We start from the raw sequence: 25,183 nt of genomic DNA, 5'->3' as shown, positions 1-25,183 counted from the left end.
TATAATAATCACTTTAGCCATTGGAAAAGTGTTATTTTATTAATGTTTCATTCGGCTTTTCTTGTTGTTGTAATGCTTTTTTGTATTCTTTGGGAATGATTTTTATCCAATTTTCTAGATGATCGTCCCAATGGTTCAGAATAATGGATGCTTTTGTACTTCCTGTGAATGTATAGTGGTTTTCAAGTAGTTGTCGAATCTGGTGCTCATCTTCTTCTCTAATAGTATCTAAATCCACTTGTGTTACATTGCACTGCTTTCGGAAATGAACAAAATCGTCTGCGTAAACATAAGCCATACCACCCGACATTCCGGCTGCAAAGTTTTTCCCAATCGAGCCAAGAACTGCAACCACTCCACCAGTCATATACTCGAGTCCATGATCGCCAATTCCTTCTACAACAGCTCTCATGCCACTATTTCTAACAGCGAAACGTTCCCCTGCTAGACCGCGAATGTAGGCTTCACCTGAAGTGGCTCCGTAGAAGGCAGTATTTCCAATTATCGTATTTTCCTCAGGAATAAATATTGAGTTTTCATATGGGGTAACTACGATTTTTCCTCCAGACAATCCCTTTCCAACATAATCATTCGCATCACCTTCAAGAGTTAATGTCATTCCTTTAGGTATAAATGCACCGAAGCTTTGACCTGCAGATCCTGTGAACGTGAGTCGAATAGTATCTTCAGGAAGACCTTTTCGCCCATACTGCTTGGAGATTTCACTGCCAACTATCGTTCCAACTGCTCGGTTTGTATTTTGGATTGGAAATTGCGCTTCCACTTGTTGCTGCATGTCAAGTGCAGGTTTACATACTTTTAGTAATTCCTTATAATCAAGAGAATGCTCAAGTCCATGGTCCTGTTTCTTCTTGTTGTATTGCGGTCCATTACCTGAAAATGGTTGAAACAGTACTTTAGATAAATCAAGATATTTCGCTTTCCAATGTGAAGTTGCATGATCACTTGGTACAAGTAAGTCAGTACGACCCACCATCTCGTTAATGGTTCTAAAACCTAATTGAGCCATAATCTCACGTACATCTTGAGCGATAAATCTCATGAACGCTTCAACATGTTCCGGTTTACCAAGGAATTTCTTCCTAAGCTCTGGATCCTGTGTTGCTATTCCGACTGGACAGGTGTCTAAGTGACACTGTCGAACAAGTACGCAACCAAGGACAACCAAAGCAGACGTTGCAAATCCGTATTCTTCTGCCCCTAATAAAGTAGCCATTACGATGTCGCGTCCTGTCATCATTTTTCCATCGGCTTCAAGTATCACTCGATCACGAAGTCCATTTAAAACAAGTGTTTGGTGAGTTTCCGCAAGTCCAATCTCCCAAGGCATTCCTGCATGTTTAATACTTGATCGAGGAGCTGCACCGGTTCCTCCATCTGCACCACTGATTAAAATGACATCTGCTAAACCTTTTGCAACACCGGCTGCAATCGTCCCTACCCCTGCTTTCGAAACAAGTTTCACACTAATTCTTGCTGATGGATTTGCATTTTTTAAATCGTGAATCAGTTGTGCAAGATCCTCAATTGAGTAAATGTCGTGGTGTGGTGGTGGTGAGATTAGTCCAACTCCCGGAGTTGAACCACGTACTTCTGCAATCCAAGGGTATACCTTATTTCCTGGTAGTTGTCCGCCTTCACCCGGTTTTGCACCTTGTGCCATTTTAATCTGAATTTCATCTGCATTTACTAAATAATGACTGGAAACTCCAAATCTTCCTGAAGCTACTTGTTTGATTGCACTACGTCTGGAATCACCGTTGGAATCAGGGGTAAAACGGTCATAATGTTCGCCGCCTTCACCACTATTACTTTTACCTCCAAGTCGATTCATTGCAATTGCTAAAGTTTCGTGTGCTTCCTGACTTAATGAACCATAAGACATCGCACCGGTTTTAAATCGGCGAACAATTGATTCCACAGGCTCTACTTCATCAATTGGAATTGGTGTTGTTTCTTTAAACTTAAACAAGTCACGAATGAAAATAAGTTGCTCTTGGTTTGCTTTTTCTACATATTTTTTATAAAGCTCATAATCGTTTTTCCGGCAAGCTGTTTTTAATGCATGTGTGGTTGCTGGGTTGAAAGCATGGAGTTCTCCATCTTTCCTATATTTGAACTCGTTTCCTGGTTTTATTGTTGTTTCTGCCTCATTAAAGGCAAGTTGATGTCTCATCAAAACTTCTTTTGCAACAATATCTAGGGTAATCCCACCTAAACTTGATGGTGTTCCTTTAAAATATTGATTGATTACATTTTCAGCAATCCCAACTGCCTCAAATATTTGGGCACCACGATAACTTTGAATCGTAGAAATCCCCATTTTTGACATGATCTTTACGATACCTTCTGTTATGGCTTTTGTATAATTATGAATAGCCTTATCTATATTGATTTCTTCCTGAAGCTCCCCGTTTGCTACGAGATCTTCAATACTTGCCAATGCGAGGTATGGATTAATTGCATCTGCCCCAAAACCAATTAGCATAGCTAGTTGATGAACATCACGAGCTTCACCTGTTTCGACAATAATGCTTACATTTGTTCTAGTTCCCTGTTGTACTAGGTGGTGGTGCAGTCCACTTACTGCAAGTAATGCAGGGATCGGTGCCCATTCATGAGTAACATGCCTATCAGATAAGTGGATAAGGGTGTGTCCATTTTGAATCGCCTCATCAACCCTACTGAATAGGTCTTGTAAAGCCGTTTCCAGTGTACCTTCAACATCCTCTGCTCTAAACAACATTGGAATTTCTTTTAGTCTGAAATGTTCTTGAAGTCTTGCCAGTTCATTATCTGATAAAATAGGTGATTCCAATCGAATACGCTGACAGCTACTTTCAGTTGGATTGAGTAGATTTCCTTCTGCTCCTAGTAGAGTGGATGCTGATGTCACGAATTTCTCCCGAATTGCATCGATTGGAGGGTTTGTTACCTGTGCAAAAAGCTGTCTAAAATAGTTGTATAAGAGCTGTGATTGATTTGAAAGAACGGCTAATGGCATATCATTCCCCATTGAATTGATAGGATCCTTTGATTCGACCGCCATTGCACCAATCACTTGCTTGATTTCCTCCAAAGTAAAACCGAATACTTGCTGGTATCTTGAGATAGGGAACTCTTTTTGTTCATGAGATAAAGATTTTAATTGATTAATATGAATACGATTTGACTCTAACCATTTTTGGTAGGGGTGCTCATTTGATATCTCGCGTTTGACTACTTCGTCCTGAATTACTTTTTGTTTATTTAAATCAACTAGTAGCATTTTTCCGGGACTTAATCTTCCTTTTTCTAGAATTTGGTCAGGTTCAAGATCGATAACACCTGCTTCTGAAGCAAAAATAATCGTATTATCAACGGTTACATAATATCGCGCTGGACGAAGACCGTTTCTGTCTTGCATAGCGCCAATCTGCAATCCATCTGTGAATGCAAAGGCTGCTGGTCCATCCCATGGCTCCATTAAATGACTATGAAACTCGTAGAAAGCTTTTAATGATTTATCCATAGACGGATTATTCTCCCATGGTTCTGGAACCATCATCATAGCTGCGTGAGGTAATGATCTTCCGGATCGTATTAGAAATTCTAGACTGTTGTCAAATGCAGCGGAGTCGCTTCCATTCTGGTCAATGATTGGAACAAGTTCTGATAATTTGTCTTTCCAAACAAGTGATTCAAGCTTTTTTTCTCTGGCCTTCATCCAATTGACATTTCCATTAAGTGTGTTAATTTCACCATTATGAACTAACATTCGGTTTGGATGTGCTCTTTCCCAGCTAGGAAAAGTGTTTGTGCTATAGCGAGAATGAACGAGCACAAAGGACGATTGAAAATCGTAGTCTTTTAGATCAAGATAATATTGGTCAAGTTGCCCTGGAGTTAACATTCCTTTATAAACAATGGTTCTTGCTGATGCGCTGGCTACATAAAATGTTTCATTAGCAGCGAGTTGTGCTTCTCGTATCTTTTTTTCCGTTCTTTTCCGAATCACATAAAGGAGTCTTTCAAATTCCTCGCCATCCCCGACTTTATTACCTATAAATAGTTGACATATAAAAGGCTGACTTTTTCTGGCGCTGTCACCGATAGACTTCCCATCTACAGGAACTGTGCGCCATTCTAGTAATTCCTGTCCTTCGTCCTCAACAATGTTTTGAAAAGTATCCTGACATTGCTTTCTTAACACAGGATTTTGAGGTAAAAATACCATTGCTACACCATAGCTACCTGGTTCCTTCATGCTCAGTTTTGAACAAGCTTTTTGGAAAAACAAATGCGGGATTTGAGTTAAGATTCCTGCTCCATCTCCTGTATTTGAATCACCAGCTTGTGCACCTCGATGTTCCATACGACAAAGCATGGATATTCCTTGCGTTACCGTTTGATGTGTAGCTTCTCCTTTCAAATCAGCAATAAAGCCAATCCCGCAAGCATCATGTTCATATTTAGGATCATATAACCCCTGTTTATTTGGTTGTCTAATTTGTTGCATCCAATCACCCTTTCCATTTGTTTATTAGAAGTGAACTAAGATATTAAGTTATAAATCGTCTTTTTTCTTGTTTTTTATTTTATACCGTTTTTATCCATCTAATCAATGCTAATTTTTTATAAAATCAATCTAATTTTGATATTAATTAATAATAATCACGACAGATCCCTTAATATACCTACTTTCAATATGCTTAAAAAAGTAGAATTTTTGTATGGTTTTGTTATTTTATGTTGTGATAGCCAAGAGTAGAAAATGGCGAATAGGTGTTTTTCATTGTTTATATCATTTTTTGATAAGATTAATCTAATTTTGAGATAGGTTAATTCAAAACGAGGTGATTATTGAATTAAAAAAACGCACCAGATTAATGTGCGTTCCAATAAAGTTATTAGTTTACATAATAATATTATGTTTTACTTCAATGTTTTTTCATAACAAATACATTCATGTACCCTTGAAAACTTGTTTTTGATCATTTGTAGGTCCTTCCCTAAGTAGTGTGCGAAGGAGTACACTGGTTTTAGGTTAGGTATCTTAGTTTCAAGTCCCTCTTGTCCTTCTAGATATACATGAAAATAAGAATTTACCTTGAGGAATCCACTTGTTTCATACCATTTTCGGACCCAGTTGTCATCTCTTGTCCAAGCTTCCAATCGATTTAGATTCTTTGTTTTTGCTATTTGTACAGCCTTCCTAAGTAATTCGGCACCTATTCCCTTTCTTCTGTAATCCGGATGGACAGCCAGATGCCAAATCATCCCACCAAGTCCGCTTCCTCTCGAGCAAACAGTTCTTTCCTCGGTTTCATATTCTATGTCCAATAATCCAATTACTTTTCCGTTTTCAGTTGCAACTAATTCAATGGCTGGATTATCGTATTTCTCTTTTTCCTTTAAAACGTTGTCATAGTAGGCAGTGTCTAGAAACGCCAATACCCTGCATCGTAACCAACTAATTTCATCAGTATTCTCGTATACCCTTATTTCCATCGTAATTCTCCCCCTAAAAAAATCTTATATTTTATGGACCAAAAGAGTTTTCCCACATATATTATCAAGTGAATATTTGGGCACTTATAATGAATTTCATATGAGGTGATAAGCATGTTTGTTGTTCATTACTTTGAAAATAAAAATCTCTTATTAACACAACTCGTACAAAATGTTCCTGCAGTTGAGGATGCAATTAAAATAAAAGGTCGAAAAGGAAAAGTAATCAATGTAACAGACATTGATGGAAGAAATGTCCATGTTCAGGTTGAGTTAGCTACTGTAGTAAAAAAGAGTGCGCTTGTGGATCCAAAAAAGAAAAGAAGATAAATTTCCGAGAGCGCACTTTGTGCGTTCTTATCTTTTTAGTATCAGTATTTCCTTATGCTCCATCGATGCTTGAAAAAGACTGATTGTTCCTGCCACACCTATTCCGGAACCTGAATCCATTATAAAATCATCATTTAATGCAATTGTCCATTTTGCTTCATGATCATCAACTAATACAACAGCTAATGTGCCAAATTGAACGATTTGGTCCCAGTTAAAGGTTTCCTTACTCCCGCCATGATTAACTGTAATTCCTTCTGTATGTGTAGATATTGAACTATTGCTCCCTTTCCATTCACCATATAAGGCTGAGCCTACATAATAATAAGATATTCCACTACCTCGGTCGCCATAAGTACCAATAAATTGGTGGAGTGAATCATCCATTGCCTTATATGTCAGAGCAGCCACATCATTTGTTACCCAGTCAATTTTATATTCGCCCTTAAGATGATACGGAAGCGTTTCCTTTTGTCGTGCGAAAATGCCATAATAGGTTCGATAATACCTGGCTTCTCCCCTTATTTCTTTTACAACGAAAATATTCTTAAAATCTGGGGAAACACTTACGATTTGAGGTATTGGATGTTTAAAAATTAATGTACTATTAATCAAAATAAATAATAGTAACATGAAAATGCTTATTATTTTAGCTGTCCGTTTCATGTTAAATAGTACGATCATTGAAAGACCAAACAATAAAGCTATTGCAATATTGAACACATAAAACAGCCGATTGTCACTATACTCTACAAAAAATTTAGCATGGAGGTAAAAATAGATCATTTGGAGTAAAAATAATCCGATAGCCATTACAAACAAAATCAACCCAACTAGTTTTTTACGGTCCGTCATTAGGTGCTACCTCCGAAGCAAACTTCCAGGTTAAACCTTGGTCAAATGAAATAAATTTACCTTTTACTTTTCCGCCCATATAATCTCCATTTGGCCCTTGATTTAGAAGCACGGCTAGATGATCACCTTCTTTATAAGGTTCCTCTGCTGTAACGAATACCTTATGATATTTTTCTGGAATAGTAAAGCTGGCTTGATTCCATGAGTATCCGGCATCCGTGGTCACATAAAAGTCAGGCTCTTCCGGATTAATGACTCCGTACGATAAAAATCCAATCTTCTCATTGACAAAGCTTCCATTATAAATAAGTCTTGTTGTACCAGGGGAAGATGCTTCTCGGAAGGAATTACCCCCATCATTCGTGATGAAAATAGACGACCATTCTTGAGACATTGTTCTGTCACCGGATAATATGACATAGCCAAATTGGTCATTGAGGAAATCCACCTTACGGAATCGAATAGCAGGGGCATTTTCATATACAATTGATTCCTGCCAGGTAGCACCATTATCCAGTGAGGCTATTAATTTTATAGGACCAATTGTAGTTAGAAATGCAGCACTTTTATCGGAAAGTATAAAACTGTCTGGAATGAGTTCAGTTTTGTTACCGTTATATTCACCGCTAAATAAATGATCCACTACTACTGGAACAGTAACCCAGTTAATCCCATTGTCATATGTGATGTTTAATTCATTATTTTGCAATGTATATCCAATTCTGTCAGTGACAGGTATAGGTTGCAGTGGGGCTGGTTTCTGTTCTGAAACTGGAGGGTTCACAATGTTTTTTGATGGCGAAGAGTCCTTCAATGATCTTTTATAATTAATAATTGAAATTACCAAAATAACGGCTACTAAACTAGATACAATAAAGAACAATTTTTTCAAAAAGGTAGGCTCCTTTGCTTTATGAATCCTTTTAAGTTTAACAAATGTTTCCAAGATGCAATAGCTAATTATAGAAAATAAGCCTGTTCCAAATGTTGTTCACATTTTAGAACAGGCTCTATCCTATTTCCACCAATCATCAAACATGCTTGCTGGGACTTGTCGTTTATGCTGAGTAATGAGATAACGTTTCTCAATTTTATCTGCATCTTCTTGCGAAATTTGTTTTCCTTCTAGATAATCATCAAGAATATCATATGAGATTCCGAGCTCGGTTTCGTCAGCTTGCTGTGGTGTATGGTCTAATAAATCTGCAGTAGGAACTTTCAAATACAAGCGTTCCTCTGCGCCTAATTCCTTCAATAGGGCACGTCCTTGTCGTTTGGTTAGCCCTGTTAATGGCAGTACATCTGCTCCACCATCACCATATTTAGTAAAAAATCCAGTAACAGCTTCAGCTGCATGATCTGTTCCAACAACTAATAAATTGTGCATGCCTCCAACTGCATATTGTGCAATCATTCTTTCACGCGCTTTTACGTTACCTTTGTTGAAGTCACTAATCTCTTCACCTGTCGCTTGTTTATACTGAGAAACAAACGCATCGACTGTTGATGCAATATCAAAGGTCATTTCACGGTCTGCTTGGATAAAAGTGAGGGCTGCTCTGGCATCATCTTCATCCTTTTGAATTCCATAAGGCAATCGAACAGCTATAAAGGTAGCCTCATGCCCCTCACTTCGTAATTCCTCGACTGCCAGTTGACATAGCTTGCCTGCTAAAGTAGAATCCTGGCCACCGCTAATTCCTAATACAAATCCTTTTGTCTTACTTTTTAACAGATACGCTTTTAGAAAAGCTATTCTGTGTTTTATTTCGTCTTTTGGTTCAATACTTGGCTTTACATGTAAATCATTTATTATCTGTTGTTGAATACTCATGAAGTTCCCCTCCTTTTGTGGTTGTTTAGGAACAAACTCTTATCCGTTTATTTTACCTATTTTTTCTTCAATATTTAATTTTACCTCTTCAATTCGGTTCATTTTATTATTCCAGCATTCTTGACTTAGGTCTACAGGATATTCTTCAGGCATTGTCGTACGCTTATACTCGTCCCAAAGTAATGTTAAATTTTCATTTAGATATTCACGAATTTGTTGCAGGGTAGGTATCTCATAAACGAGTGTTCCATTTTCGTAAATCATGTGCTGTAATTCCCTTGCCTCAAAGTTCGTAACAAACTTGCTAATAAACGTATGAACAGGATGGAACATTTTAAGGCGTTCTTCGTGTTGTGGGTCTTCGTGTTCAAGTGTGATATAGTCACCTTCAGATTTTTGACTGCTCTTATTAATTATTCTATACACGCGCTTTAAACCTGGTGTAGAAACCTTTTCAGGATTTCCACTTATTTTGATAGTGTCTACCATATTTCCGTTTTTATCTTCAATGGATACAAGTTTATAGACGGCACCTAATGCTGGTTGATCATAGGCCGTAATCAGCTTTGTTCCAATGCCCCATGAGTCAATTTTTGCACCTTGGGATTTTAAGTTAATAATTGTATGTTCATCAAGATCATTCGATGCTACAATTTTGGCATCTTTAAATCCAGCTTCATCCAGCATTTTGCGTGCTTCCTTTGATAAATAAGATAAGTCTCCACTATCTAATCGGATTCCAATAAAATTAATATTGTCTCCTTCTTCCTTTGCCACCCTAATCGCATTTGGCACACCGGATTTCAATGTGTCGTATGTATCAACGAGAAAGACACAGTCTTTATGAGTTTTTGCATAATGTTTAAATGCCTCATATTCATCCCGATATGCTTGTATCATTGAGTGTGCATGGGTACCGGAAACTGGGATGTCAAATAATTTACCTGCTCGAACGTTAGAGGTTGAATCAAAACCTGCAATATAAGCAGCTCTTGTACCCCAAATCGCTGCATCCAATTCATGTGCTCGTCTTGTACCAAATTCCATCGCAATTTGATCGCCAACAACCTGTTTGATACGAGATGCTTTAGTCGCAATTAATGTTTGGTAATTAATAATATTTAAAATAGGGGTTTCCAATAAAACGACTTCACAAATCGGACCCTCAATACGGAGAAGTGGTTCATTAGCAAAAACGACCTCTCCTTCCTTCATTGACCGAAGCGTTCCTGTAAAACGTAAATCCTTGAGATAGTTAAGAAAATCCTCCTTATATCCCTCTTCTCTTAAATAAGCAATATCGGTTTCACTGAACGAGAAATTTTCAAGAAAATGAATGATTCTCTCAAGGCCTGCAAAAACGGCATACCCATTTCCGAATGGAAGTTTCCTGAAGTTTACTTCGAAAACGGCTCTTCGGTTATTTAAGCCTTCCCTCCAGTAAATCTCAGCCATATTAATTTGATATAGATCTGTATGTAATGCAAAGCTGTCATCTTTAAAATATTTATTCATCCAAAAATACCTCCAGTAATTGAACCGCTTAACGTACTTCTGCGCCGATGGAATCTTTAAAATGGCCTAATGCCCATTCATGACCAGCCTGGTTGAAGTTTGCAACCGCTGAGCTATGAATGACAATTTTAAAGCCACGATTATAGGCATCAACAGCCGTATGAAGTACACAAATATCTGTACAAACACCTACGATATGAACTTCAGTAACTCCACGCTCACGTAATTTGATTTCGAGATTGGTGCCTGCAAAAGCAGAATATCTCGTTTTATCCATCCAGTATACATTTGAATTGGTTTGTTGCTCATTAAATACACGTTGTAAGTCACCATACAGCAATCTTCCTGATGTATCCTCAATATTATGAGGTGGGAAGAGTCGTGTTTCAGGATGGAATTCATCGCCTTGTTTATGAATATCAATTGCAAATACAACAAAGTCATCATTATTTATAAATTCTTCGGTGATGCGAACAATTTCTTTTTCAATTTCTTGACCTGGTTTACCACAAGTCAATGCGCCATCACTAGCCACAAAATCATTTGTATAATCTACATTTATCAATGCCTTTTTCATATGATTTCCTCCTTAATATGAACATTCTCTTTATTTCATATCATAACGATTCATCCAGGTCGATGTTACCTCTAGTGGAAAATTTTATTAGGCTATAACGTCCATTTTATATGAAGTTTGTTTATTTTTGAATAGAATTGCACTTTTTTGTAGAATCTTAAGTATGCAATTTGGTTAATGGAGCTGTGTACATGTTTAAAACAATTACTGAGCAGGATTGGGTTTATGAGTACATAAGTAATAGGAAAAAACCACTTCCAGTAGTCCTAGGGACGAAAGGTACATGGACAGGAAACAGGAAGCCAATGATTATTTTAATAGGATTTACCATGATGGATGTTTTAGTCCTTGGAGATTTGTAAGGTGTAGCACATCATCCCGTAAGGAAAATGAAAACGAAAGAAATTATTTACTATGCCATTAATATCATTGATAAAAAGAAGGTAAAAGAAATTATCAAAGAATGGAATGAGGAATAGAAAAATAACTCCACGCTTTCACGTGGAGTTAGTGGATTGTTTTCATTTTAGTCTTCGTCTAATTCCTCGTCGAAAATCTCATCAAAAGCTGAAGACACTTTTTCAAATTCCTCATCACTATCAATTGCAGAAAAATCGCCCTCTTCATCGATTTTCAAAAAGAAGATATCGATATCATCCTCAGTATCCTCTTCTAAATCTTCAAGAAAGCCAACTGCTACATATTCAGTCTCTTCAATTGTAACGACACCAAGAACTTCTACATCTTGCTCCTCACCAGTTTCATCACTAATTGAAAATACTTCTCCAACTTTAATCTTATCCATATTAGAACCCTCCCCAAAAAAAGTTATGTACTCTTTTATCTTTCCAGTGAAAAGATAAAAACATACCTGTACACATTAATAATACGCGATTAGGAAACAATAATCTTGTGATTAGTTTTGCAATCACAAAATATCAATGTGGAGGGAAATACGATGAATATTCTATTTCGCTTATTCCCAGAGTTATTTTTTACATTCGTAAAACTAACAATCTCGATAAGAAGATTAACTTCTAAGATTTTGAATTTGTTACGAATTCCAGCTCTAGCGTAGGAAGGATATTCAATCAGTATGTTCAATTTCTCATTGATGATGAAAGAGGTAAGCACATCGAGCTTGCCTTTTTCTTTTGAATTTAGTTAGAAAAATACCGTTTATAAACTAAATTTATGATATGATGAGGAAAAAAGTGGGAGTAATAATATGAATCCATATCTATTTGCAGTTCTTGTTGTGACCACTACTGCGTTAATGGGCTCATCATTTGCGGTTGGTAAAGTCGGATTGAATTATGTGTCGCCTCTTCTGCTTGTTGGATTACGTTTTACAATTGCTGGTATTCTTATGGCTTTAATTATTTGGAGAAAGCCACTCCCCAAAAAAGTACTAGATTGGCTACGTATTTTTACAGTCGGTTTTTTTCAAACAGCAGGTGTTATGGGCTGTATTTTCTTAAGCTTACGAACGATCTCTGCTGGAGAATCATCAATTCTCACATTTAGCAATCCATTACTCGTTGTTATTTTAAGTACCGTCTTTCTTGGAATTCGCTATCAACTCTTTCATTGGATTGGGGTAATCGTTGGTTTGACAGGAGTCTTTATTACACTAGGCTCTCACCTTCATTTAGAAGTTGGAATTCTATTAGGCCTTGGTGCTTCATTATCGTGGTCAATTGGAACGTTGTTAATTAAAAAATGGGGAGCCCGTTTTAATATTTGGGTATTAACGGCTTATCAGATGCTCTTTGGCGGCCTTCTTCTTCTCTTAATGAGTTTTACACTTGAAACACCTACTATAACAATAGCGCCTACATCAATTTTTATTATTTTATGGCTTGCAATCATGGCTTCAATCGTGCAATTTGCCATTTGGTTTTATTTAATAAATATCGGTGACCCAGGGAAAACTTCAGCCTTCTTATTTCTTGCCCCATTCTTCGGAGTATTATCCGGATGGATTCTTTTAAAAGAAGTAGTAGAATGGTATGTCTATGCTGGTTCACTGTTTATTTTTCTAGGCATTTTTCTAGTGAATTGGACATTTTCAAAGGATAAAAAAATAGTACAAAAGCTTGGTGCATGAAAATCCCCCGTTTTCCAAATTAGGAAAATGGGGGATTTTTAATTAATTAATAAATTTTTCTTTTTCCTGCCAGTATTCTTTGCGAAGATGTACTTTTTGAATCTTACCAGATGCAGTTTTTGGTAATTCAGTCTTAAAGACAATCTTTGTAGGAGCTTTGAAATGTGCCAAACGACTGCGTGAAAATGCAATTAACTCTTCTTCTGTTACGTCATAGCCATCGCGTTTGACCACAATTGCCTGTGGTGTTTCACCCCATTTTTCATGAGGAATGGAAATAACTGCAACCTCTAAAACCGCAGGATGGTCGTATAGAGCACTTTCAACCTCAATCGAAGAGATATTCTCACCACCACTGATAATAATATCTTTTTTCCGGTCTGCAATTTCAATATTTCCATGTGCGTCTACAATCGCCATATCTCCTGTATGATAATAGCCATTTCGAATGACTTCGTCCGTGCCTTCTTTGTTGTTTAAGTATCCTTCCATAACAGTGTTACTGCGTACGATGACTTCGCCAATTTCCTTTCCATCTTGAGCAACATCTTCCCCAAATTCATTAACAACACGAACGTCGGCTCCGATAAATTCATAGCCAGCTTTTGCTTTTAAACGATATTTTTCACTTTGGGAAATATCATACTGTGTATCACGTATGATGGAGGTTGTAATCAATGGTGCAGCTTCAGTCATGCCATACACCTGGATAAACTCCCACTCTAGCTCTTCTTCTACCCGTTTAACGAAGGCTGGTGGTGGAGCTGAACCTGCGATTACACTTCGTACATCTTGGTCCTGTTTTGGTATCTCATTTTTGGCAGCATATTGTAATAATGTATTTAAAACAGTTGGTGCCATATGCATCACGGTTACTTTATAGGTATCTATTTTTCTGAAAATCTCATCAGCATTAACCCTTCGTAAGCAAACCTGTGTCGCACCATTTGCTGTATAGTAAAAAGGTGAGCCCCAGCCGTTCACATGAAACATAGGTAAAATATGTAGTAATGTATCATGGTCTGATACACGAAGATGGTGCATGGTTGTTAATGCATGGAGGTAATTACTGCGATGTGAAAGCATAACGCCTTTTGGCTTTCCAGTTGTTCCACTTGTATATAATAATGTCGCAATGTCTTGCTCATCCATATCCGGTCGCTCAATTGCTGTTTTTTCAAAACGTGCCAGCCATTCCTCATAAGGAACAGTCCATTCTGTTTCCCCATTTTGTCCATGGACAATGATCGTTTCAACTGTTTTCAGTTTTTCGCGAATGGGTTCAATGTTTCCGATAAGCTCATGATCGACAAACAATATTTTTGTTTCACTGTGGTTTAGTATATACTCGTAATCCGTTGGAATTAATCTTGTGTTTAAAGGAACAATGATGGCTCCAATTTGAAATACACCATAAAAACCCTCAAACATTTCAGAGGTATTCGGAGCTAAGTACGCGACGCGGTCTCCTTTTTCCACACCAAGATGTCTTAATCCACGTGAAAGCTGGTTCACTCTTTCGTTTACTTCCTCATACGTAAAGCTTTTGTCATCATCAATTAAAGCTGTTTTTGCACCATATAGTTTGACAGCTCGATCTAAGAATTGTGATAAAAGCAATGGCACGTACAAATGGATCTCCCCCTTAAGTAAGTTAAAACAAAGCATGTATACGTTTTCATTATATAGAATATTTCCAAAGTTTTCAAACTATTTCAAATAAAAAAGCCTATACTCTAAAGGCAAATTTCCTTTAAAAAGTATAGGTTTACTGATAACTCAGAATCCGATTCTAGACCAATCAAATAATGAGCCAGGATCTGTTTTTCTTTCCGGAGCATATTCATCATGGCCAATGATATGGCGTCTGTCATGTAAAATCGATGGATTTCTTTTTACTATGTTATGTACCAAGCGGTTAAGTGATTGATATTGAGCATCCGTATATCCAGCTAATGATGGATCAATTTGATTATAAATGTCTTCGGGTATAATTGCTGTCATTTCTTCTTTTGTCCCCATCGCAATGAGTTCGATGCCTATTGAGAAGTCATTCATTTTATTTTCATACTCCGGAAAATCACTCAAACTTCCCTTTCCAGCATGATAAGCAACCCTATTCTCAGGGACTAGACTATAGATTTCTCCGTTTCGATCAATTAAATAATGAACAGAAACATTATATTCCTTAAAAAGAGAGTAGACATCATCTACATTATAAGGATCTTCGGGCTTGAGCGCGGCATTGCTAATAAAATGAATCATAAGATGTGTGATTTGTTTTGCACGATCCTCTGAGAGATTAAGCGGTAGAGATTTATTTGTTGTAGCAATGATTTCTTCTGAATCCACATTTACCTCCGTATTTTCGATTTTTACTTCCTTCGCGTGTGCTGAACACCCCGAAAAAAGGCTGATGATTAATAGTCCAATGCTAAAAGTTTTCCATTTCATTTTCCGAATCTCCTGTACGATCTTAGATCCTAGTATCTCGGGTCATTATACCTACCCGTGAGTTAAGTAATCTGTAATATTTATTATACATAGGATAGCCTAAGATGTCAGTCTAAAGTAGGAGATTATAGTTCGAATTCCCATTCGTCCTTCAAGATTAAATATAGGACTAATAGCTCATTTTCTAATTGTTCATATGTTTTTCCTGCTATTTGGATTCCTGCCTTTGGCAGTAAAATGTCTGCAATTTGTTTAGTTCTTCTGTCTTTCACATCATTTTTCAATTGTAAAAATCGATTGCAATATGTTTGTAGCAGCTTCCATTCCTTATTTCCAAACGATTTTAATGTCCATTGATCAACTGTAAGAGAATTCTTTGTAAGACCTCTTTTCCAAATCTCTTTTTCAAGTGGACTTTGTTTTTTATGATTTTTTGCTCTTCTTTCGTGGATAACGATAGTACCGGCAACTAAATCGCCAATACGCTTATGTTTAGAATGAAAGAAAACCATTATGATTGCTACAAAATAGGCTGCTGGCATGGAATCAATAATCCGAAGAAAATTACGAATAAAGCATGATAGCAATGTAATACTATGTCCATTTTCTTGGATAACTCGAATTCCAACGACTTTTTTTCCAATCGTCTTCCCTCCTGCAAAAAATTCAAGCAGAAAAAAATAACCCCAGTTTAAGATAAATAAAAGAATGATTGTAATGGCGATTGGTCCAGAAGAAAAACTTTCTCCGAGCAACCAAAGATCAGGGCTACCATGTAAAATAAGTAATAGAGTAAGTAAAACAAGAAGACTTGCCGTTGTTAATATTAATGTATCTAGAAAAAAAGCTGCAGCTCGGCTACCCACCCCTGCTAACTGAAATTGGATGGAGACAAACTCAGGTGTTTTTATATTGGTCTGTTCTTGATTCAAAAAGACCCCCCCTTTTCTAGGTAGTTTTTTCATATGATGTTTCTATTTTTCTCTAAAATTACTATAATAAGGATATTGCTATTTCAAGAGGTGATTACATATTGAACATGAAGCAATTTGTCAATCAGCATCGAGATGAATGGAAGCAGCTTGAGCAATTGATTTCCATCCTACATAAGCGTCGAAAATCGCGAAGCAGTACCGAAATTAATGAGTTTCATAGACTTTATCAAAAGTGTGCCGGGCATCTTTCGTATAGTCAGACCTATTTTCCAGACGAGGAGACTACGCCTTATTTAAATGGTCTTGTCTCGAAAGCCCATAATCTCCTGTACAGAGATCAAGTATCCAGTTTTCAACAAATTCGTTATTTTTTCAGTACGAAATTTATTGGTCTTTTACTTGAACAATGGAAATTTGCGGTAGCTGCTTTACTATTATTTACTTTAGGTGGTGTAGGTAGCTTTTTTTCAGTTCACCAGGATCCCCTTCATATTTTTTCCATTTTACCAGCAGAAATAGCCCAAGGAGTTGACCCAGACTATTTAGGAAGTGCAGATGGTGAAGTGGATTCATCCTTAATGTCCGCTAGTATTATGACAAATAATATTCAGGTTGCCATCCTTGCGTTTGCTAGTGGTATCACTTTTGGTCTCTTAACCGTCTATATATTAATCTACAATGGCATTATCGTCGGTGCTTTAGCTGGATTATATTGGCATTATGGGAAAACGTATGATTTTTGGGCATATATTGTCCCTCATGGGATGATTGAGCTTACAGCTATCTTTATAGCAGGTGGCGCTGGATTGTTAATGGGCTATAAATTGCTGGTTCCTGGCAAGTATACAAGAAGCTACCAACTCAAATATCAGGCAAAACGCTCTGTGCAGTTGCTGTTAGGTACGATTCCTTTATTTGTAATTGCCGGAATTATTGAAGGGTTTATCACACCTGCTGCGATTTCACTTGAAGCTAAGTATGCTGTTGCATTCATAACGGTTATTGGATTGATTCTTTACGTTGTAACAGGAAAACTCTTTTTATTAAAAAAAGAAGCTACAGCAAGTTCCGATTCATGATATTGATATAATAGGAAACAGCAGTAATTGCTAATTTATCCTCATCGGCCTCAACCATCATGAGGCCTTGTTTTTCCCATTTTTGTTTCTCCTTCTTTTTCACGAGCATCTGTTGCTGTGCCATACTTTTTAGCATGGCTGATTGGACAGTAGTAGGATTCTCATCTATACGTTTGTTTAAAGTAGCATCCTGGATACCGACCATTAGGAAATAATGCCTTTGTCTAAGCTTTCGTAAATAGATTAACATGCTTTCTTCCCTTAAAAATGTATGTATATCACTAAACAACAAGAGAAGACTTCGCTTTTTCTGCATCGTTTCCAAATAAGATAAAACAGCCCCATAATTTGATTCTGCAGCATCTACTTTCACACTATAAATCGCATGCAAAATCGTTTGGAGATGTGCCATTCCTTTTCCGGCTGGGACAAACACCTTTACATCTGTTGAAAATGCTAAGAAAGAAACATAGTCCCCATTTTGTAGTGCAGCTGTTGCAACTGTAATAGCAGATTCCATCGCTCTCTCAAGACGATTTCCCTTCTTTAACTCAGCCCCCATCATTCGCCCACAATCTAATAAAATCGTAATATACTTTCCATGCTCTGGTTCGTACTCATTCGTCATCACTTCTTGGAGCTTTGCGGTTTGCCTCCAATTGATTGTTCGGGGGTCGTCTCCTACGACATAACTTCGTATTTTTGAAAACTCGCCAGCACCTGTCTGTTGTTTCCGGATTTTGACCCCTTCATATAATAAAAATTTCTGTGCATTTTCAAGATATTGCCTTGTTTCGGATAAATCTGGTATAACCTTCACTTCGTTACTTATCGTAAATGTGAATTGTTTTTCCCATAAGCCTAGGTAGCTTTTGTAACGGAAATATATTTTGTTCATTTGATAATCACCGCGCTCCATAGCTCGTGTAACATAAGTGATTCTAGAAGTTGTTTCACCAGATATCCTTCCACTAATCAGAAAAGGCTGAGTAAAGGAACCAGGAATGCCATCAATTAATCGGTATGATAGCCCAAATGTCGAATGATTTGTTACTTCAATATCGATAGAAGTGGGAAGCCCCCGCTCTATTTCAGCTTGTAGTTTACGTTTTGCAGCAAGCTGTTTTTTGTTAGGTGAAAACAACAAATCTACTAAGCTTCCTATGATCATAAAGAGATTTAACCCAATCATCAGCTCCCATGAAAGTTTTGAGAGACTTAAAAAAAAGCCAATAGAAAGGATTAGTAATAAAATAATCAATCGTTTTGTGGGTAAGATGCCTCTATCTAGGAACAGGAACCGATCCCACCAGCTCTTCAATGATTTCGTCAATAGTGATTCCCTCCAATTCTGCATGTGGAGATAACTGAATTCGGTGTCTAAGTGCAGGTTTTGATACGATTTTTACATCGTCAGGAGTCACATAATCTCTTCCCGCTAAATATGCCCATGATTGTGCAACTTTTCCGATTGAGATTGCTGCTCGGGTACTCGCACCAAATTGGATCGTTTCGGATTCTCTCGTTTTCCGAACAATCTCGATTATGTAATTTAAAACGCCATCACCTAAGGTCACTTTTTCAATTTCCTGTCGAATCGAAACAAATGTTTGAAGGTTAAGGACATTTGTAGCATCGTATTGAATGAAACTTTGTTCAATTACTTGTTTTACTATGTTTTTTTCTTCCTCAGAAGCTGGAAAATCAATATGTAATTTAAATAGGAAACGGTCTTGTTGGGCTTCAGGCAAACGATAGGTACCCTCAAATTCAATTGGGTTTTGGGTGGCAACAACGAAGAAAACGTCAGGTAACGGATAGGTTTCACCCTGAATGGTTACTTGTTTTTCTTCCATTGCCTCTAATAGTGCTGCTTGTGTTTTAGCCGGCGTACGGTTAATTTCATCAGCTAAAAGGATATTTGTGAAAACAGGCCCTTTTAATGTTTCAAAACTGCCCTCCTTCATGTTGTAAATCATACTACCTGTAATATCACTAGGTAAAAGGTCAGGTGTAAACTGTATTCGTGTAAAATCACCACCAAGTAAGTTTGCAAGTGAGCGGACCATTTGTGTCTTCCCAGTCCCAGGTACCCCTTCAATTAAGACATGGCCTCCAGCTAAGATGGCAGATAATAAAAGTCGTAAATTGGTATTCTGACCTAAGATTCGTTGCTCGTATTTCTGCAGTAAGGATGTAAGTTCTAATCTCATCCTTTCTCCACCTCTTTTCTTAATTCATCTAAGTTTCTTGACCAGATCAAATAATCTTGTTTAGTTAGTTTTTCATTTTGTAAGATTTTTGTAAGTTTGATTAGATATTGCTTAACATCACTTTCATTTTTTTGGGACCATCGGTGTGTAAGCTTTGACGAAAGGTCTGTCCAGTCCCGATGAGAAGGAAATCCCCATTTTTCCTGAATTAGCTGTTTCACATAATCTGCTTGAATGTTTAACGATTCATGATAGTACCGGCCTCTTATATACCATGCACTTAAAGCTTGAATACCTTCATCACTAAAACGTACATTTTCCTCGCGTGGGACAATCACTTGTCCAAATCGTTTTCCTCTGTTCCAAATCCAAAGCAGGACGATTAATCCTCCCTGTAAAAGCAATACTAAAAACCAGCTAGGGTACAATGTTGTCAAATTTGAAGCATTTTTGGGACCATGTACATACTCATCAAAGTAATAAATAGATGCCTCTTTATCCTCAATTAACGATAGTACTAGTGGGATATGATCATAGTCTGATAGATTGCCATTCAACATCCACTCTGGTGTAATAGTTGTAATCAATTCACCTTCTCCCATTTTTTGGCTTGTTGCAATTACACCAGCTTCATCCTTTAACAGCACCTTTTCATTTTCGCTTGGAATGATACGGGCTGTAGCCTGAAAAAACGCATCAAATTCTACTCCGTTTTTATCTTTTATCGTGATTGCCTCATCGAGAAAAGGGTCAATATCTGCTGGAAGAGTCTTAATATCAAACATTCCTTTAGGATTTGACTTAAACAAAATCAACTTGTTTCCAGCCTCAATAAAATCTAGATAGCCATTCATTTCTTCTTGTTCAGGTGTAAAGTATGGCTCCACCATGATCAAAACTTGTTTCTCATCTTGTTTCGTGAGAAGGTTTGGGGAATGTGACCATCTTTTAACGGTATTGTCATCATTTAAATATGTATAAATTGCCTTTACACCAGTTGGAGAAGGAGAATCAGACACGTAATGTGGATACGCTTTTGGGTTATGGGATTCAATAAAGTAAGTTAATAAGAGTAGGAGCGCAATAAGCCCAATTAAGGGAATCCATACTTTAGTTTTGCGCATGATTGTTCTCCCCTCCTCCTTTTGCTTCTAGCCAGATAAAAGCTTTTTTCCGAAATTGACTATACTCGGCTCTAGTAAGCTCATATTCTCCATAAGTAACTTCATCAAACACAAGTGCTAAATCATAAAACTGAACAGCCCACAATTGATTTACTTTGCGCAGTTCATCATAATACTCCCAATTTGTTTTCCATACCCTTGCCTCAAGCCATTCTTTTTCATGAAAAAATAAGAGCAGTGCAAGAAACAAATGGCGCGTTGCAGGTGAAAAATGTTCATTTTCTTCATGCTTGATTGCTTCACGCAAATGCTTTTGATACGTCCAGTTAAGTTCCTCAGCTGAATGTAGAGGCTTATGATTACTATACTTTGACTTTCTTGTTTGATTTCGTACAAGTAAAAAGACCGCAATACCTACTAATAAAATAGCAGCAAGAATAACCAGGATTAGCACCACCTCCGCGGCACCACTTCCTGATTCAATTGCTGGGAATAAACTTTCTAGTAAATCGGCGAGCCATTGTTTTACTTTATTCCACCATTCCTGAAACACATTCCTGGACTCGTCATAGTAAATTCGGTATTCCTTTTCATTTAGTATCTCATCAATCCGATCTCTTGCATCATTTATTTGTGCCATTGTTGATCACCACTTATCTAGGTTCATTAAAACCCTCAATCATCTCATCCAAGTCCTCTGCATCATGTCTGACCCTTGCATCAAGGTACATCACACCATATCCTACGGCAAAAAGTAAGGTCGTAAAAATGGTGGTTAAGTTAACAATTACAGTTAATAGAACACTGTTGCCCATAAAGATTCCGAAAGTTGCTTCAACGGCAAAACTAATCGCACTGATTATTAAAAAGAAAACAATATATAGGCAAAAAAGAACCCATCCACGTTTTTTTGATAAATGCCAACTCCTAGAAAATCCAGGAGACTCATAGTCTAGTATGACAGAACCAAAATAAAAGCCCCAACGTGTTAGTAAATATCCGGTGCCAACGAACAAGCCTAGACCTAATACTATTGCTAAAATTATCCCGAAAATATGTACTGCAATAGCACCAAATATCCCTACCGGTACCAATATCATGATGGAAACAAAGAAGAGACCAAACACAATTAGACCAAATAAGATATTACTTCCGAGCATTGGCCAAAAGCGTGTAAAAGCTTTTTTTATAACCGAACTTATTGTATATTCCTCATTTTTACGAATATGGTTTAATGCAATTAGAATTGCAGCTTCTGCAACAGGAAACAACAATACACCAACAAGACCGACAAACATAGTTCCTAATGCTCCGCCAAAGCCAATTTCCTCAGCAACTACTGTTTCGTCAAAACTATTTAGTACTTGAGTAAACCAATCATCTCCAGGGCCAACTTCTCTAAAAAAGCTTGTTCCCGAAGCTAATAAGATAAGCGCTTCAAGTAAATATACAGGTCCCATGAAAATAAGTAAGATTGTAAAAAAGTCACGAAATCGACTTTTACTCAAACTAAACGTAAGATCAAGAATTTCCCCAAATCCCTTAGGTCGTGAAAATTTTGTGTTCAAACTGACATCCCCCTGTTATCGTGTTGTAAAAATGGAATTGCTAATATCGCCTATTTTAACATTATTCTGGAAAATATTCTTTATTAATTTAGAAAAATTTTCTAGTTGGTATAAATGGATATTATTAAAGCCTGACCCCATTATTTAGGTGTCAGGCTTAAAAATATCTAGGTATTAGATTAACGGTGATAGGCTTATTTTGCCCTCATAATCTCGTCAGTTTTTTCCAAAACTTCCTTTGCATTACCTTGGATATTAAGGTCAAATTGATGGTAGCTGTCTAAACGATCTTTATTAATTAACACAGTTTTTCCATTTGTCATGGATGGAAGTTCATTTACTGGGTATACTTCTAAGCTCGTTCCAATTATGATGACTAAATCTGAAATTTGAATATTTCTTAAAGCATTATTCCATGCTTGCTCTGGAAGCATTTCACCAAATAAAACGATATCGGGTCTAAGTTTACCACCACAATTTACGCATGTGTGCTTGGATAAAAAATCAGTTTCGTTTGCTGGCCGGCCACATCCATTGCATCGAAAGTTACGAATTCAACCATGTAGTTCAGAGACATTTTTTGAACCTGCAACTGTATGAAATCCATCTACATTTTGTGTTGCTATCGCTTGGATAAGTCCTGTCTGCTCCCATTCCGCGAGAAGAACATGTCCCTTATGGGGATAACATTCCTGAAAACCTCTTATTCTTGCGCAATAAAATTCATGAAACAAATCATAGTTAGATTCAAGAGCTTCTATTGTGGCCACAGTCCGCGGATCAATCTTTCTCCACCATCCTGATTTAGAGCGAAAATCAGGAATTCCACTCTCGACAGACATTCCTGCTCCAGTTAGCACAGTTGTAAATGAAGAAGACCTCAAATATACTGCTAGCTTGTTTATTAAATTATCCATCCGGTTGCCCCCTTTTTATTTAGATTGTACTATGCTTTCTTTCCTCTACAAAATCTAAAAGGTACAATAGATAAAAATAGAAGCGAAGGATTGATATTCATGAGGATTGCCGTAATTTCAGACACACATATGCCAAAAAGAGCAAATAAACTACCGGAAAAATTAGTAGAAGGTGTACGTGGTACCGGCTTAATTATTCATGCTGGAGACTGGTCGACAATTGAGGTTTATGAAGAGCTGCAAACAATCGCTCCCGTTATAGGTGTACGAGGGAACATTGATCCACCCGAGTTACCATTTGGGGAGAAACTAATGATTGTAAAAAAAGGATATAGAATCGGAATTGTTCATGGTCATGTTGGTAAAAAGAAAACTACACCAGATCGAGCCTATGAAGCTTTCCAAGGTCAGAAGTTGGATTTGATTGTGTTTGGGCATTCACATATTCCCTATAAACAATACCATGGTGAAACATTACTTTTTAATCCAGGTTCCCCAACTGATAAACGTTTCCAGCCAGAGTTTTCTTATGGAATTGTTACACTTGGAGGAACACTGGATGCGGAGCATATCTATTATAAACGCAAGGATTAATGTTACTTAATAGCACCTGAAATCTCATAGAGACTTAAGTCAATTTCAAGTGTTTTTCCCATGGCAAGTTTCGCCAATTCGCTACCTAAAAATGGGCCAACTGTTAATCCGGAAGCACCGAGTCCATTAGCGGCATAAAGATTTTCGAAGCCAGGGATGCCACCAATTACTGGGAGAAAGTCAGGTGTAAATGGTCGAAAACCAACTCTTGTTTCTAATACCGTACCCTCAGATAACCCGGGAGCAATATTTAAAGCTTTATCTAAAACTTCATGAAGTCCACCGGCGGTTACTCTGTAGTCCATTCCTTTATCATTTTCATGTGTTGCACCTACAACAATCTTCCCTTCATCAAATGCCAAGATATATTGATCATTTGGTGGCATGACAACTGGCCAATTGTCTGTGTTTGAATCTTCAAGATCTAAGTGAACGATTTGAGCTTTCTGTGAGTAAACTTGAAAATCAATACCGAGAGGCTGAAGTAAATCATTTGCCCAAACTCCTGCCGTTACAATTATCTTATCGGCTTCAATTATTTCATTTTCTATTTTTACACCAATTACGTATTTATCCGTTTTTACGATACTCGCACTCCCATTCCGTTCAATTGCACCGTAATGCTTGGCAGCTCGTATTAATGCATTTCGAAGCTCCCTTCCATTCACTCTGGCAGCCCCACTTATGTGTACAGCAGAAAATTCTACAGATAATGGCGGAAACAATTCGGTTGTCTCTGTGGAGTTTAAACGTGTAATTTCTCCAATTTCCTGAGCATCTTTCCGACGGGTGTGGGCTCGCTCTTCCATTTTATCAAGCTTGTTTTCATCTAAATGAAGACTAATTGCTCCTACCTTTTTATAACCAGTATCAGTCTCACCTAATGCTTCAAGCTCGCTTATTAACGTGGAGTAATATTTTGCACCTGCTTTCGCTAAACTGTACCATGCTTTATTTCGACGTTGGGATAGCCATGGACAGACAATTCCCGCCGCAGCATCTGTTGCTTGACCTTGATCCTTGCGGTCGACAATGATTACTTCTTCACCCGCTTTTGCCAGATGATAAGCAGTTGATGAACCAAGTATCCCTGCTCCAATAACAAGATATGATGTCATTATTTCAAAATCCCTTCTATGCTCTAGATGTGAATTATTTTACTAAAAATAAGCTTAAGAAACATCTTTTTGTCGAAATTTGTATATTATTTTCCTTTTTACCTATGATATAGAGGACGCTGTAAAATATAGGAAAAAAGAAAGATGTATAAAACAGCGGACATAAAAACTAAAAGGAGGATTGACAATTGGCTAAAAAGAAAAATAACCAGTCTCAAACAGGAGCAAATAGTATGGACACGGAATTTGGCGCTGAGCAAGGTTTAAGTAAAAAGGCAAGGAAGAAAGCTGCACGTGAAAATAAGAAAAACAAATAAATAACCAACTTTTATTTAGTAAAGTGCATTCGCAGATTTTCGTACCGGTACATATTTGACCTGTTCCTAAGCTAGTAATTTATTGGAACGGGTTTTTCTTTTTATACAGGTTATTGGACAACTGTATCTGTC

General features: G+C 37.3%; 23 protein-coding genes and 1 pseudogene. 6 read left to right on the top strand and 18 right to left on the bottom strand.

Annotation, left to right across the window (positions count from 1 at the left end):
- Positions 1-31: 31 nt before the first annotated feature.
- Both gltB and NST91_RS14435 read right to left on the bottom strand, forming a co-directional pair.
- A complete protein-coding gene (gene gltB / locus NST91_RS14440; RefSeq protein ID WP_341331706.1) occupies positions 32-4,519 on the bottom strand; it encodes a glutamate synthase large subunit in 4,488 nt (1,495 codons plus the stop codon).
- A 416-nt stretch (positions 4,520-4,935) separates the two neighbouring features.
- Entirely contained in the window at positions 4,936-5,517 is a 582-nt protein-coding gene (locus tag NST91_RS14435; protein WP_341333540.1) for a GNAT family N-acetyltransferase, read from the bottom strand.
- A gap of 108 nt (positions 5,518-5,625) precedes the next feature.
- On the opposite strand from NST91_RS14435, the gene NST91_RS14430 reads away from it, so the two are divergent.
- Positions 5,626-5,841, top strand: coding sequence for a hypothetical protein (locus tag NST91_RS14430; RefSeq protein ID WP_341331705.1), 216 nt, complete (start codon positions 5,626-5,628; stop codon positions 5,839-5,841).
- A 27-nt stretch (positions 5,842-5,868) separates the two neighbouring features.
- Here the strand turns inward: NST91_RS14430 and NST91_RS14425 are convergent, their stop codons facing one another.
- The 5 genes from NST91_RS14425 to NST91_RS14405 form a co-directional block, all read right to left on the bottom strand.
- The gene (locus NST91_RS14425) at positions 5,869-6,696 is read right to left on the bottom strand and encodes a hypothetical protein (protein WP_341331704.1); all 828 of its coding nucleotides are present in this window, start codon (positions 6,694-6,696) and stop codon (positions 5,869-5,871) included.
- Positions 6,683-7,588 carry a WD40/YVTN/BNR-like repeat-containing protein gene (locus tag NST91_RS14420; protein WP_341331703.1) on the bottom strand — a complete coding sequence of 302 codons (906 nt, stop codon included), beginning with the start codon at positions 7,586-7,588 and terminating at the stop codon, positions 6,683-6,685. Before NST91_RS14420 ends, NST91_RS14425 begins: the two co-directional genes overlap by 14 nt.
- Positions 7,589-7,711: 123 nt before the next feature.
- Positions 7,712-8,530: an NAD(+) synthase gene (nadE, locus tag NST91_RS14415; RefSeq protein WP_341331702.1), complete on the bottom strand. Its 819-nt coding sequence runs from the start codon at positions 8,528-8,530 to the stop codon at positions 7,712-7,714.
- Between the two features lie 39 nt (positions 8,531-8,569).
- On the bottom strand, positions 8,570-10,045 hold the full coding sequence (locus NST91_RS14410; RefSeq protein ID WP_341331701.1) for a nicotinate phosphoribosyltransferase: 1,476 nt from the start codon (positions 10,043-10,045) through the stop codon (positions 8,570-8,572).
- A 28-nt stretch (positions 10,046-10,073) separates the two neighbouring features.
- Entirely contained in the window at positions 10,074-10,622 is a 549-nt protein-coding gene (locus NST91_RS14405) for a cysteine hydrolase family protein (protein WP_341331700.1), read from the bottom strand.
- Positions 10,623-10,813: 191 nt separating this feature from the next.
- Between NST91_RS14405 and NST91_RS14400 the strand changes: the two genes are divergently transcribed.
- Positions 10,814-10,984, top strand: a complete 171-nt coding sequence (locus NST91_RS14400) for a hypothetical protein (protein ID WP_341331699.1) — start codon at positions 10,814-10,816, stop codon at positions 10,982-10,984.
- 164 nt (positions 10,985-11,148) lie between these two features.
- Here NST91_RS14400 and NST91_RS14395 read toward each other — a convergent pair whose 3' ends face one another.
- Positions 11,149-11,427, bottom strand: coding sequence for a DUF1292 domain-containing protein (locus NST91_RS14395; protein ID WP_341331698.1), 279 nt, complete (start codon positions 11,425-11,427; stop codon positions 11,149-11,151).
- A gap of 423 nt (positions 11,428-11,850) precedes the next feature.
- On the opposite strand from NST91_RS14395, the gene NST91_RS14390 reads away from it, so the two are divergent.
- Positions 11,851-12,732 carry a DMT family transporter gene (locus tag NST91_RS14390; RefSeq protein WP_341331697.1) on the top strand — a complete coding sequence of 294 codons (882 nt, stop codon included), beginning with the start codon at positions 11,851-11,853 and terminating at the stop codon, positions 12,730-12,732.
- Between the two features lie 42 nt (positions 12,733-12,774).
- Here NST91_RS14390 and NST91_RS14385 read toward each other — a convergent pair whose 3' ends face one another.
- From NST91_RS14385 to NST91_RS14375, 3 genes are all read right to left on the bottom strand, one after another.
- Complete coding sequence (locus tag NST91_RS14385; protein ID WP_445724490.1) at positions 12,775-14,400, bottom strand: long-chain-fatty-acid--CoA ligase; 1,626 nt, start codon at positions 14,398-14,400, stop codon at positions 12,775-12,777.
- Positions 14,401-14,511: 111 nt separating this feature from the next.
- The gene (locus NST91_RS14380; RefSeq protein ID WP_341331695.1) at positions 14,512-15,186 is read right to left on the bottom strand and encodes an N-acetylmuramoyl-L-alanine amidase; all 675 of its coding nucleotides are present in this window, start codon (positions 15,184-15,186) and stop codon (positions 14,512-14,514) included.
- Positions 15,187-15,311: 125 nt separating this feature from the next.
- On the bottom strand, positions 15,312-16,118 hold the full coding sequence (locus tag NST91_RS14375; protein ID WP_341331694.1) for an RDD family protein: 807 nt from the start codon (positions 16,116-16,118) through the stop codon (positions 15,312-15,314).
- Between the two features lie 101 nt (positions 16,119-16,219).
- On the opposite strand from NST91_RS14375, the gene NST91_RS14370 reads away from it, so the two are divergent.
- Positions 16,220-17,200: a stage II sporulation protein M gene (locus NST91_RS14370; RefSeq protein WP_341331693.1), complete on the top strand. Its 981-nt coding sequence runs from the start codon at positions 16,220-16,222 to the stop codon at positions 17,198-17,200.
- Here NST91_RS14370 and NST91_RS14365 read toward each other — a convergent pair.
- The 6 genes and pseudogenes from NST91_RS14365 to NST91_RS14340 all read right to left on the bottom strand — a co-directional run bounded on the left by NST91_RS14365 (position 17,178) and on the right by NST91_RS14340 (position 22,947).
- Positions 17,178-18,533 (bottom strand): DUF58 domain-containing protein, encoded by a 1,356-nt coding sequence (locus NST91_RS14365; protein WP_341331692.1) that lies wholly within the window; start codon positions 18,531-18,533, stop codon positions 17,178-17,180. The two genes, NST91_RS14370 and NST91_RS14365, sit on opposite strands and share 23 nt — an antisense overlap.
- Positions 18,484-19,413, bottom strand: coding sequence for an AAA family ATPase (locus tag NST91_RS14360; protein WP_341331691.1), 930 nt, complete (start codon positions 19,411-19,413; stop codon positions 18,484-18,486). The genes NST91_RS14365 and NST91_RS14360 overlap by 50 nt, the downstream gene beginning before the upstream one ends.
- Positions 19,410-20,537, bottom strand: coding sequence for a DUF4350 domain-containing protein (locus NST91_RS14355; protein ID WP_341331690.1), 1,128 nt, complete (start codon positions 20,535-20,537; stop codon positions 19,410-19,412). Before NST91_RS14355 ends, NST91_RS14360 begins: the two co-directional genes overlap by 4 nt.
- Positions 20,524-21,177 (bottom strand): DUF4129 domain-containing protein, encoded by a 654-nt coding sequence (locus tag NST91_RS14350; protein WP_341331689.1) that lies wholly within the window; start codon positions 21,175-21,177, stop codon positions 20,524-20,526. The genes NST91_RS14355 and NST91_RS14350 overlap by 14 nt, the downstream gene beginning before the upstream one ends.
- A gap of 13 nt (positions 21,178-21,190) precedes the next feature.
- The gene (locus tag NST91_RS14345; RefSeq protein ID WP_341331688.1) at positions 21,191-22,105 is read right to left on the bottom strand and encodes a hypothetical protein; all 915 of its coding nucleotides are present in this window, start codon (positions 22,103-22,105) and stop codon (positions 21,191-21,193) included.
- A gap of 194 nt (positions 22,106-22,299) precedes the next feature.
- A pseudogene (locus tag NST91_RS14340) lies at positions 22,300-22,947 on the bottom strand (NAD-dependent deacylase).
- A 174-nt stretch (positions 22,948-23,121) separates the two neighbouring features.
- Here NST91_RS14340 and NST91_RS14335 point away from each other — a divergent pair.
- The gene (locus tag NST91_RS14335) at positions 23,122-23,616 is read left to right on the top strand and encodes a metallophosphoesterase family protein (protein WP_341331687.1); all 495 of its coding nucleotides are present in this window, start codon (positions 23,122-23,124) and stop codon (positions 23,614-23,616) included.
- 2 nt (positions 23,617-23,618) lie between these two features.
- On the opposite strand, the gene NST91_RS14330 is transcribed toward NST91_RS14335, so the two are convergent.
- The gene (locus tag NST91_RS14330) at positions 23,619-24,734 is read right to left on the bottom strand and encodes an NAD(P)/FAD-dependent oxidoreductase (protein WP_341331686.1); all 1,116 of its coding nucleotides are present in this window, start codon (positions 24,732-24,734) and stop codon (positions 23,619-23,621) included.
- Positions 24,735-24,922: 188 nt separating this feature from the next.
- On the opposite strand from NST91_RS14330, the gene NST91_RS14325 reads away from it, so the two are divergent.
- Positions 24,923-25,051, top strand: coding sequence for a hypothetical protein (locus NST91_RS14325; protein ID WP_309099552.1), 129 nt, complete (start codon positions 24,923-24,925; stop codon positions 25,049-25,051).
- The last annotated feature ends 132 nt before the right edge of the window (positions 25,052-25,183 follow it).

This window comes from Ferdinandcohnia sp. FSL W7-1320 (assembly GCF_038050315.1).
In the GTDB taxonomy this organism is placed as follows: domain Bacteria; phylum Bacillota; class Bacilli; order Bacillales; family Bacillaceae_L; genus Ferdinandcohnia; species Ferdinandcohnia aciditolerans.
Note: the sequence above shows the minus strand (reverse complement) of the source record. Positions and strands in the feature narration are given on the sequence as shown.

Excerpts from the sequence above, each read along its gene's own strand:
- gltB (WP_341331706.1), bottom strand. The coding sequence starts at position 4,519 with ATGCAACAAATTAGACAACCAAATAAACAGGGGTTATATGATCCTAAA.
- NST91_RS14430 (WP_341331705.1), top strand. The coding sequence starts at position 5,626 with ATGTTTGTTGTTCATTACTTTGAAAATAAAAATCTCTTATTAACACAA.
- NST91_RS14425 (WP_341331704.1), bottom strand. The coding sequence starts at position 6,696 with ATGACGGACCGTAAAAAACTAGTTGGGTTGATTTTGTTTGTAATGGCT.
- nadE (WP_341331702.1), bottom strand. The coding sequence starts at position 8,530 with ATGAGTATTCAACAACAGATAATAAATGATTTACATGTAAAGCCAAGT.
- NST91_RS14410 (WP_341331701.1), bottom strand. The coding sequence starts at position 10,045 with ATGAATAAATATTTTAAAGATGACAGCTTTGCATTACATACAGATCTA.
- NST91_RS14405 (WP_341331700.1), bottom strand. The coding sequence starts at position 10,622 with ATGAAAAAGGCATTGATAAATGTAGATTATACAAATGATTTTGTGGCT.
- NST91_RS14400 (WP_341331699.1), top strand. The coding sequence starts at position 10,814 with ATGTTTAAAACAATTACTGAGCAGGATTGGGTTTATGAGTACATAAGT.
- NST91_RS14395 (WP_341331698.1), bottom strand. The coding sequence starts at position 11,427 with ATGGATAAGATTAAAGTTGGAGAAGTATTTTCAATTAGTGATGAAACT.
- NST91_RS14390 (WP_341331697.1), top strand. The coding sequence starts at position 11,851 with ATGAATCCATATCTATTTGCAGTTCTTGTTGTGACCACTACTGCGTTA.
- NST91_RS14385 (WP_445724490.1), bottom strand. The coding sequence starts at position 14,400 with ATGCTTTGTTTTAACTTACTTAAGGGGGAGATCCATTTGTACGTGCCA.
- NST91_RS14380 (WP_341331695.1), bottom strand. The coding sequence starts at position 15,186 with ATGAAATGGAAAACTTTTAGCATTGGACTATTAATCATCAGCCTTTTT.
- NST91_RS14360 (WP_341331691.1), bottom strand. The coding sequence starts at position 19,413 with ATGAGATTAGAACTTACATCCTTACTGCAGAAATACGAGCAACGAATC.
- NST91_RS14355 (WP_341331690.1), bottom strand. The coding sequence starts at position 20,537 with ATGCGCAAAACTAAAGTATGGATTCCCTTAATTGGGCTTATTGCGCTC.
- NST91_RS14350 (WP_341331689.1), bottom strand. The coding sequence starts at position 21,177 with ATGGCACAAATAAATGATGCAAGAGATCGGATTGATGAGATACTAAAT.
- NST91_RS14335 (WP_341331687.1), top strand. The coding sequence starts at position 23,122 with ATGAGGATTGCCGTAATTTCAGACACACATATGCCAAAAAGAGCAAAT.
- NST91_RS14330 (WP_341331686.1), bottom strand. The coding sequence starts at position 24,734 with ATGACATCATATCTTGTTATTGGAGCAGGGATACTTGGTTCATCAACT.